General features: G+C 67.9%; 8 protein-coding genes and 1 pseudogene. 2 read left to right on the top strand and 7 right to left on the bottom strand.

Features of this window, described 5'->3' with window-relative positions:
- A partial coding sequence (gene mshB / locus CCN39_RS26390) for an N-acetyl-1-D-myo-inositol-2-amino-2-deoxy-alpha-D-glucopyranoside deacetylase (RefSeq protein WP_086846356.1) occupies positions 1-501 on the bottom strand: 501 nt, incomplete at its 3' end.
- A 112-nt stretch (positions 502-613) separates the two neighbouring features.
- Here mshB and CCN39_RS26385 point away from each other — a divergent pair.
- Positions 614-2,395: an ABC transporter ATP-binding protein gene (locus CCN39_RS26385; protein WP_167455182.1), complete on the top strand. Its 1,782-nt coding sequence runs from the start codon at positions 614-616 to the stop codon at positions 2,393-2,395.
- A gap of 62 nt (positions 2,396-2,457) precedes the next feature.
- Here the strand turns inward: CCN39_RS26385 and CCN39_RS26380 are convergent, their stop codons facing one another.
- The gene (locus CCN39_RS26380) at positions 2,458-3,147 is read right to left on the bottom strand and encodes an SDR family NAD(P)-dependent oxidoreductase (protein WP_086846352.1); all 690 of its coding nucleotides are present in this window, start codon (positions 3,145-3,147) and stop codon (positions 2,458-2,460) included.
- Positions 3,148-3,260: 113 nt separating this feature from the next.
- On the opposite strand from CCN39_RS26380, the gene CCN39_RS26375 reads away from it, so the two are divergent.
- The gene (locus CCN39_RS26375) at positions 3,261-3,644 is read left to right on the top strand and encodes a winged helix-turn-helix transcriptional regulator (protein ID WP_244211015.1); all 384 of its coding nucleotides are present in this window, start codon (positions 3,261-3,263) and stop codon (positions 3,642-3,644) included.
- Between the two features lie 31 nt (positions 3,645-3,675).
- On the opposite strand, the gene CCN39_RS26370 is transcribed toward CCN39_RS26375, so the two are convergent.
- The 5 genes and pseudogenes from CCN39_RS26370 to CCN39_RS26350 all read right to left on the bottom strand — a co-directional run.
- On the bottom strand, positions 3,676-4,692 hold the full coding sequence (locus tag CCN39_RS26370) for an ABC transporter permease (protein WP_086846350.1): 1,017 nt from the start codon (positions 4,690-4,692) through the stop codon (positions 3,676-3,678).
- A gap of 79 nt (positions 4,693-4,771) precedes the next feature.
- Positions 4,772-5,701: an ABC transporter permease gene (locus CCN39_RS26365; protein WP_086846347.1), complete on the bottom strand. Its 930-nt coding sequence runs from the start codon at positions 5,699-5,701 to the stop codon at positions 4,772-4,774.
- The gene (locus tag CCN39_RS26360) at positions 5,694-6,710 is read right to left on the bottom strand and encodes an ABC transporter permease (protein ID WP_086846345.1); all 1,017 of its coding nucleotides are present in this window, start codon (positions 6,708-6,710) and stop codon (positions 5,694-5,696) included. Before CCN39_RS26360 ends, CCN39_RS26365 begins: the two co-directional genes overlap by 8 nt.
- Positions 6,711-6,896: 186 nt before the next feature.
- On the bottom strand, positions 6,897-8,708 hold the full coding sequence (locus CCN39_RS26355) for an ABC transporter family substrate-binding protein (protein WP_167455181.1): 1,812 nt from the start codon (positions 8,706-8,708) through the stop codon (positions 6,897-6,899).
- A gap of 290 nt (positions 8,709-8,998) precedes the next feature.
- Positions 8,999-9,591 (bottom strand): annotated as a pseudogene (locus CCN39_RS26350) (ABC transporter family substrate-binding protein); the annotation flags it as partial.

Genomic DNA, 9,591 nt, shown 5'->3' with positions numbered 1-9,591 from the left:
CCATGGCCGCGGCGCCGCGGCCATGGTGATGTCGTGGGCCCGGATGTGGTCGGGGTGGCCGTAGCCGCCGAAAGCGTCGTAGGTGACGACGACCTGCGGCCGGACCTCGTCGATGAGCTCCGCCAGCTGCGCGGCCTGCTCGTCCGCGGATCCCCCGGTGAACGCCCTCGGGTGCGACGCCGACGGCGTGCCCGCCATGCCCGAATCGCGCCACCGGCCGAGCCCGCCCAGGTAGCGGTGCCGCGACACGCCCAGCGCGGCGCACGCGGCCGTCAGCTCGGTGACGCGGTAGCCGCCCAGCTGGTCGGCGGTGTGGGCGCGCAGCCCCTCCAGCTCCCCGAGGTCGGCCATGACCTCGCCTTCCTCACCCAGCGTGCAGGTCACCACCGTCACCTCGGCGCCTTCGGCGGCGTATCGTGCGATCGAGGCGCCGGTGGTGATGCTTTCGTCGTCGGGATGGGCGTGGACGAACAGCAGCCTTCGCGATACCGGGGAGATCACGGGTTGAGCGTAATTCCCGTGCTCCGACCTTCGTCGGGGACACCCTCGGTTATCCTCGCGCGAGTCGCGACCGCCGCGTCGTGACCGTCTGTACCCCCACGAAGGGCATCTGGTGAGCACTGAAGCAACTTCGGCGGACGTCGCCGGCGTGTCAGGATCGGTCCTGTCCATTTCCGACCTCAGCGTGTCGTTCCAGACCGAGGACGGCGTCGTGGACGCCGTCAAGGGCATCGGGTTCGACGTGCAGCCCGGCGAGATCGTCGCCGTGGTCGGGGAGTCCGGGTCCGGCAAGTCCGTCACGTCGATGTCGGTGCTGGGCCTGCTGCCCAAGACCAGCCGGATCGCCGGTGAGCTGCGCCTCGGCGAGCGCAACCTGGCGGATCTCAAAGAGAAGGACATGCAGAAGATCCGCGGCAACCAGGTCGCGATGATCTTCCAGGAGCCGATGACGGCGCTGAACCCGGTCTACACGGTCGGCTGGCAGCTGCGCGAGGCCCTGCGTTCGCACCTCGACATCGCCAAGGACGCCGCGGACAAGCGCGCGGTCGAGCTGCTCGACATGGTCGGCATCCCGAACCCCGAGCTGCGGTTCAAGCAGTACCCGCACCAGCTCTCGGGTGGTCTGCGCCAGCGCGTCGTCATCGCCATGGCGATCGCCTGCGACCCGAAGGTGATCATCGCCGACGAGCCGACCACGGCGCTCGACGTCACGGTCCAGGCGGAGATCCTCGGCCTGCTGCGCAAGCTGCGGGACACCCTGGACACGGCGATCGTGCTGATCACCCACGACATGGGCGTCGTCGCCGACATGGCCGACCGCGTCATCGTGATGTACCAGGGCGAGATCGTCGAAGAGGCGCCGGTGCGCGAGCTGTTCGCGGCGCCGAAGGAGGACTACACCCGGCGGCTGCTCGCCGCGGTGCCGGTGCTCGGCCAGCGCCCCGAGGGCCGCCGCCTGCTCGACGACGCGGGCATCGACGCCGACAGCACCGAGGCGGCCAAGATCGCCGAGGAGATCCGGCTGGCCGACGCCGAGCTGGAGGCCGTGATCGAGGAGACCGCCCCGGCCCTGGAGATCAAGAACCTGGTGCTCGAGTACCCGGGCCGCCGCGGCCAGGCCAAGAACCGCGCGGTGGACGACGTCTCGCTGACCATCGCCAAGGGCGAGATCGTCGGCCTGGTGGGCGAGTCGGGTTCGGGCAAGTCGACGGTCGGCCGTTGCGCGGTCGGCCTGCTGCGCGCGACCCAGGGCACGATCGCGATCGCGGGCAAGGACATCACGACGATGTCGGCCAAGGAGATCCGGCCGCTGCGCCGGTTCTTCTCGATCGTGTTCCAGGACCCGGCGTCGACGCTGGACCCGAAGATGACGATCGGCGAGTCGATCGCCGAGCCGATGGTGCTGCACAAGGTGCTCTCCGGCAAGGAGCTGTCGGCGCGGGTGCGCTCGCTGCTCGACAAGGTCGAGCTGGGCGGGCACTACATGAACCGCTACCCGCACGAGCTGTCCGGCGGCCAGCGCCAGCGCGTGGCGATCGCCCGCGCCCTGTCGCTCGACCCGGCGCTGCTCATCGCGGACGAGCCGACGTCGGCGCTGGACGTGTCGGTGCAGGCCCGCGTGCTGGACCTGTTCCTGGACCTGCAGCAGTCGCTGCAGTTCGCGTGCCTGTTCATCAGCCACGACCTGGCGGTCGTCGACCTGCTGGCCGACCGCGTCGCGGTGATGCAGCACGGCAAGCTCGTCGAGGTCGGCACGCGGGACCAGGTGCTGCACTCGCCGCAGCAGGAGTACACCAAGCGCCTGCTGTCGGCGGCGCCGGTGGCCGACCCGGTGCTGCAGGCCGAGCGCCGCGCGGCCTGGGAGGCCGGCAGGCTGGCCCCGGTGGCCGACTGACGGACGGACGTCGAAGGGCCCCACCCGGATGCCGGGTGGGGCCCTTCGCGTTGGCGGGGTGGTCAGCTCCCGGCGACGAGGGCGCGGAACGCCTCGAGGTCGCCGATGACCTCTTCGGCGCGGTCCCGCTGCCGGTACAGGCCGTAGTAGCGGGCACCGATCACGTCGGGGTCGGCGACCTCGTCGCCGGGAACGACACCGGACGCGATCGTCACCGTCGCGACGTGGATCCCCTGCGGTCGCAGTTCGGTGTGCAGGGTGTGCGCCCAGTTGCGCAGGCCCGCCATGGCCAGGCCCACGTTGGCCAGGAACGGCGCGGGGATCGTGGCGGACACGCCCGTGGTCAGCAGCAGCGTTCCCTCGCCGCGGGCCCGCATGCCCGGCAGCACCTGTCCCACGGCCGTCACCGCCCCCAGCACGTGCAGCTCGAACTGCTCGGTGGCGGACGCGACCGTGGTCTGCGCGGCGTGGGTGATCGCGCCGGTCGGGCTGGGGCTGTACTCCAGCACGTCGACCGGTCCCAGCGCCTGCCGGGCCGCGGTGAGGGCATCGGCCAAGGCGTCACGATCACGGATGTCGGCGGGAAACGCCGCGGCGGTCACCCCGAGTCCGGCCAGCGCCCCCACCAGGCCGTCGAGCGTGGCCTCGGTCCGGGCGATCAGCCCGACCCGGAAGCCCTGACGGCCGAACGCGCGGGCCACGCCCATCCCCAGACCCGGCCCGGCACCGACGACAACGAGGGTCTTCGCCACCCCAGCTCCCTTCCCACCATGGGTTACTCTTTGTTCGCAGCCCCATGATTTGTCACTACGGGATCGCCGGCAAGACGGCACATTCATGTCGGTGACGCACACGGAGGTAACCCTTGAAGGCAGCCGCCGACGGCCCCGAGGCGGAGGCCGAGGCGTGCCGGCAGGTGCTGCGGATCCTCGCCCTGATCGGTGACAAGTGGACGATCCTGGTCGTCGGGCAGCTTCGCGACCGGACCCTGCGCTTCGGCGAACTGCACCGCGCGGTGGCCGGCATCTCCCAGCGCATGCTCACCCTGACGCTGCGGCAACTCGAACGCGACGGCCTGCTCACCCGCCAGGTGCACCCCAGCGTGCCCCCACGCGTCGAGTACACCCTCACCCCGCTGGGCACCACGCTGCTGGACGCCGCCACGGCCCTCAGCGACTGGGCCGCCACCCACCGCCACGAGATCAACGAAAACCGGCACCGCTACGACAGCACCCGCCCGGCCGGGTGATCGAGCGGGGCCGTGGCGCCCGCGGGAGCGGTCAGCCGACGCGGATGCGGGGGTCCAGGATGCCGTACAGGAGGTCCGCGACCAGGTTCGCGATCACCACGCTCGCCGCGATCACCACCAGCCAGCCCATCAGCACCTGCGGGTCGTTCTTGTTGACCGCCTCGACCAGCAGCGTCCCCATGCCGTGCCAGTTGAACACCGTCTCGGTGATGATCGCGCCCGTCACCGTGGCGCCGAAGTTGACCGAAAACAGCGTCATCACCGGGATCAGGGCGTTGCGGAACGCGTGGCGCCAGATCACGCGGCTGTTCGAGACGCCCTTGGCGCGCGCTGTCCGCACGTAATCGGCGCCCAGGACCTCCAGCATCGACGCCCGCTGGAACCGGCTGTACGCGGCGAACGTGATGGCCATGATCGACAGCGTCGGCAGCAGGAACGCGCCGACGTACTTCGCGAGCGCGTCACCCACTCCGGTGGCCGAGAGGCTCTCCGGGCTCGTCGTGCGCAGCCACGGGTCGCCGAGGACGTCGGTCAGGCCCAGGTCGCGGACCCAGATGTTGGCGCGGATCGCGTAGCCCTTCAGCACGATCGCCACGCAGAAGATGGGCATCGAGAACATCAGGAAAGCCAGCGTCGTCGCGGCGTAGTCCCAGATCGAGTACTGCTTCACCGCGGCGAGGACGCCCACCAGGACGCCGAAGAACAGGGCCAGCACCGACGCCGTCAGCACCAGCTCCAGCGTCACCTTGAACGCGGCCATCACCTTCGGCTGGACCGGGGTGAACGCGTTGCCCTGCGCGATCGAGATGCCCCAGTCGCCGGTCAGGAAGTGGCCGAGCCAGCTGAAGTAGCGGGCGACCACACTCTGGTCCAGGCCCAGCTTGTGCTCGGTCTCGGCGATCGCCGAGGCGCTGATGCCCGGCTTGCTGCGGAGTTCGCCGAGCGGGTCGCCGGTGTTGGCGACCATGACGAAGCAGAGGAACGTGCCGATCAGCAGGACCGGGATGGAGATGGCCAGCCTGCGGAGCACGTAGAGCACGAGATTCATCCGAAACCCCCAGGTCCGGCGATCACCGCGGAAAACGGACGCGGGGGCGACCGGAACCGGTCACCCCCGCGTCGCGCGTTCAGGCCTTCATTCTCCGCTGGCGCGGGTCGAAGGCGTCGCGAAGACCGTCACCGATGAAGTTGATCGTCAGTGAAATCAGCACGAGCACGATGAACGGCCCGAAGAACAGCGCCGGCCGCGTCTGCAGCTGGGCGTAGTTCTCCAGGATGACGCGGCCGAGCGAAGTGTCCGGCAGCTGGACACCGAGGCCGATGAACGACAGCGCGGCTTCCGCCAGCACGGCCTGCGCGACCGCGAGGGTCGCGTTGACCGTGATGCTGCCGACCATGTTCGGCACCAGGTGCTTGAAGATGATCCGGAACGTCCCGGCGCCCGACGCGCGGGCCGCGTCGACGAACTCGCGCTGGGACAGCGACATCGCCTCGGCGCGGGTGATCCGGGCGATCTGCATCCAGCCGAACGCCGCCAGCACCAGTGCGACGATGTACCAGGAGCCGCCGCCGAACACCTTGGCGAGGATGGCCGCCGCGGCGATCTGCGGGATGATCAGGAACAGGTCCGTCACCCGGGAGATCGCCGAGTCGGAGAACCCGCGCAGGTAGCCGGCGATCGCGCCGAACACGACCCCGATCACGGTGGCCAGGATCGACACGGTGAGCGCGATGAGCAGCGAGTACTGCGTGCCGCGCAGCACCTGCGACACCATGTCCTTGCCGACCTGCGTCGTCCCGAGCGGGAAGTCGCCGCTGGGCTTGGCGAAGGACGGGAACGAGCTGTCCTCGTAGTTGTGCTTCCAGAAGATCGGCAGCAGGATGCTGAGCAGCACGATCAGGAGGAGCACGCCGGTCGAGGCCATCGCCAGCTTGTGGTGCAGGAACTTCCGCAGGACCAGCTTGCCCTGGCTGCGCGGCTCGGGCAGTGCCTCCGGCGGGAGCGTGCCTTCGGCGGCAGCGGTTTCGCTCGCGAGAAGAGAGTTCAAGTCAGCCAACGCGAATCCTCGGGTCCAGGATGCCGTACATCAGGTCGGCGATCAGGTTGGCGACGATGACACTGCTGGCGATCACGACGAGCCAACCCATCATCACCTGAGTGTCGTTCTTCGTGACGGCTTCCACCAGCAACGTGCCCATACCGTGCCAGTTGAACACGGTCTCGGTGATGATCGCGCCGGCGAGCACCGACCCGAAGTTGACCGAGAACAGCGTCGACACCGGGATCAGGGCGTTGCGGAACGCGTGCCGGAAGATGACCCGGCCGTTGCCGAGGCCCTTGGCGCGCGCGGTGCGCACGTAGTCCGAGTTCATCACCTCGAGCATCGAGGCGCGCTGGAACCGGCTGTACGCGGCGAAGCTGATCGCCATGATCGACAGGGTCGGCAGCAGGTACGCGCCGATGGTGCTGGTGATGAAGTCGCCGACACCGTCGGTCTTCAGCTGCTCCGGGCTGGTCGTGCGCAGCCACGGGTTGCCGAGGACGTCGGAGAGGCCGAGGTCGCGGACCCAGCCGTTGATCTCGATCGCGTACCGCTTCAGCACGATCGCGACGCAGAAGATCGGCATCGAGAAGAGCAGGAAGGCGAGGGTGGTCGCGAGGTAGTCGATGATCGAGTACTGCTTCACCGCGGCGAGCACGCCGACGATGATGCCGATGATCAGCGCGAGGATCTCGGCGCCGACGACCAGCTTGAGGGTGACGCCGAAGGCGGCCATCACCTTGGGCGCGACCGGCGCGAGGGCGTTGCCCTGGGCGATGGAGATGCCCCAGTTCCCGGTCAGGAAGTCACCGAGCCACGTGAAGTAACGGGGCACGATGCCCTGGTCGAGACCGAGCTTGGCGGCCGTGGCGGCCAGCGCTTCCTTGCTGATGGTCGGGTTCTGCCGCAGCTCGCCCAGCGGGTCACCGGTGCCGGCGACCATGACGAAACACAAGAAAGTCCCGACCAGGAGGACGGGAATCGATATCGCCAGACGGCGAAGGATGTAGATCACCAGGTTCAACGAACTGCTCCTCATCCGGGCCTGGTCGTCAGAAGTGCGCTGGACCGCTACCCGGTTGTCTACCGTAGTGGCGGTAACCCTACGGTCAACAGCTACTTCCGGTGGGTACCGGGGCCCGGCTCGTGGCCGGACCCCGGTACCTCCCAGGTCATCTGGAGCGAGGGGAAAGAAGAGGCGGGGCGAGCCCTACTTCTTCTGCTCCCACTCGCCGACGTTCCACAGAACACCGTCGTACGACTGCATGTAGACGCGGTCGATGCCCTTGAACGCCCACATGCTCGGCGTCTGGAACAGCGGCAGGGTCGCGTAGTCGTCGGCGATGGCCTTGTCGGCCTCCTGGTACTTCTGCAGCTTGACCTGCTCGTCGGTCGCCTTCACCGCAGCGTTGTACGCGTCGTCGATCTTCGAGTCGCAGAGGTTCTGGTAGTTCTGCTCGCCGCCCTTGTCCGGGCAGACGTAGATCGACTTCGACTCCGCCTTGAACGGCTGGGCCGACCAGCCGAACAGCGCGACGTCGTAGTCACCGGTCGAGACGCGGCCACCCTTGAGGAAGTTGGCGTCGGTCTCGTCCTTGACCTCGATGCCGGCCGCCTTGGCCTGCGAGATGATGATCTCGACGGTCTGGCTGCGGCGGGCGTTCTGGTTGTGCGTGATCTTGAACGAGGCACGCACGCCGTTCTTGGCGAAGATGCCGTCGGCGCCCTTGGTCCAGCCGGCGTCGGTCAGCGTCTTGGCCGCGGCTTCGGCACCCAGGCCGGCCTTGCTGCTGTACAGGTCGGTGTAGCCAGGCTCACCCTGGAAGAACACGACGCTGTTCAGCGGCTCCGCGTCCGCCTGGACCTCCTTGAGCAGCTTGTCCGTGATCTCCTTGCGGTTGACCGACTCCAGGAAGGCCTTGCGCAGGTCCTTGTCCTGGAACATCCGCTTGAAGTTCAGGTCGAGGTGCTCGTAGGTCAGCTGCGAGGCCGAACCGTAGGTCACGCCCTGCGCCGCGAGGCCCTTCATCGTCTGGGCCGCGGTGGCGTCCGGCTGGGTCGACGCCGCGACGTCGATCTCACCGTTCTGCAGCGCGGTCGCCATGGCCTTGGTGTCTTCCATGGCGCGGACGATGATCTTCGACGGGCCACCCTTGCCACCCGCCCACTGCGGGTTCTTCTCCAGGGTGACGGCCTTCTGGTTGGCGTCGAACGCGGTGATCTTGTACGGGCCCGACGACGGCATGATGTCCGCCTTGAAGCCCTTCCACTCGTTCGACCAGAAGTCACCGGCGGCCTTGATCTGGGCCGGGTCGCCGGTCGGGGCCAGCTTGGAGATGTCGGCGATGCCGGTCTTGGCCTCGAGGACGTGCGCGGGCATGATCGCCGGCGCGTTGAACAGGCCCTTGTAGTCCAGGTAGGGCTCGCTGTAGTCGGTGACGAAGGTCAGCGCGTCCTTGCAGGTGGCCTGCTTGATCAGCGAGTAACCGGTGGTCGACGCCGAGTTGAACGGGTTCTTGCCGTCCGGGCCCTTGGCCAGGCCGCTCTGCGACAGCCACGCCAGGTACATGTCCTTGCAGTCGTACGCCTGACCATCCGACCACTTGATGTTCGGCTTGATCTTGTACGTGACCTGCTGCGGCTCCTTCTGCGTGACGTCCCACGACTCGAAGACGTCGTTGTTCAGCAGGATCTTGTTGTTGCCGTCGAGCTTCAACGTACCGGAGAGCACCGCGGTCAACACGTAGTTGTTGTACGAGCTGTTGGTGTCCGGGGTCTGGTTGTTGTACCCCGAGTACCCGTCGTCGATACCGATCGTGACCGTGCCGTCGTACCCCGGGGTGTCCGCGAGCTTGAACAGGTCACCGGTCTCGGCCTTGCCGACAGCCATCGCCTTGACGTCGGTCGACGATCCGTTCTGATCGGTGTTGCCCGAACCCGAATCACCACCGCTGCAGGCGCTCAGCAACAGCGAAGCGCCGGCGACGAGCGACAAAGCGGAGACTGCTTTGGATCTCCTCATGAAGTGTGCCCTCCTAGCACTGAGCCCTTGAATATCGGGACAAGGGCCCACACCGCTCCGGTTTGGTTGGGCCGGAGCCTACGACACGCCAAGCGACACTCAACTGGCGCACTGCGGGTGCACGCTAGAAAGGAAAAGCACCGACAGTCACCAGTTCCGGGTCGATCGTGACCAAAGGGTGACTTCCAGTCGACATCCAGAAATACGACGGTTACCTCATGGATTCACAACGTCCCACTCGAAGGCGTTGGTAAAGATCACCCGGTAGTACTGAATGCGTAGCCAACCGATTACTTCGGGCCGCGAGTCCAGTTCACCGCCGACCCGAACGGGCCCACCATGGGGGGACCAGGCGTGACGCCCGAGATGCCCGATCCGATCGCCAGGGTGTCAGCCAATTGGAACAACGGAATCACCACGTTCTGGCGCCAAAGTTCAGGCTCAAGAGTGGTCAGCGCCTCGCTGATCTGGGTGGATCCGGACAGCGCCGCGTCGATCGACGGCTGCAGCGCCGGGTCGCAGAACCCGGCCGCGTTGCCCGGGACGACGGGCTTGGTCTTGTCCACGCCGGCGGCCGTCTGCTCCGGGCGGCAGCCGAAGGTCGACGCGAGCACCGACGCGGTGTCGCCGCCGACCGCCTGCGGGACGACGGCGATGTCGATCCCGACGTTGCCCGCCGAGTCGCCGGTCGGCTGCTGGACCCCGCCGACGACCGGCATCGCCAGCAGGCCGCTGAACAGGTCGCGCGGCGGCGGCGTGATCGCGTTGACCTCGATGCCCTGGGCGGCGAGCTGGTTGGCGAGCTCCTTGGCGATCGACGCGTACGGTTCCTGGGCGGCCGGCGAGGCGATGACCAGCGAGAGCGCCCGGCCGTTCTTGCGCC

The sequence above is a fragment of the Amycolatopsis kentuckyensis genome (genome assembly GCF_002155975.1).
Lineage (GTDB): Bacteria > Actinomycetota > Actinomycetes > Mycobacteriales > Pseudonocardiaceae > Amycolatopsis > Amycolatopsis kentuckyensis.
The sequence above is the reverse complement of the archived record's forward strand: the minus strand, read 5'-3'. Positions and strand labels throughout refer to the sequence as shown.

Bases quoted from the DNA above. Each gene is read 5' to 3' on its own strand.
- CCN39_RS26370 (WP_086846350.1), bottom strand. From the start codon at position 4,692: ATGAATCTCGTGCTCTACGTGCTCCGCAGGCTGGCCATCTCCATCCCG.
- CCN39_RS26355 (WP_167455181.1), bottom strand. From the start codon at position 8,708: ATGAGGAGATCCAAAGCAGTCTCCGCTTTGTCGCTCGTCGCCGGCGCT.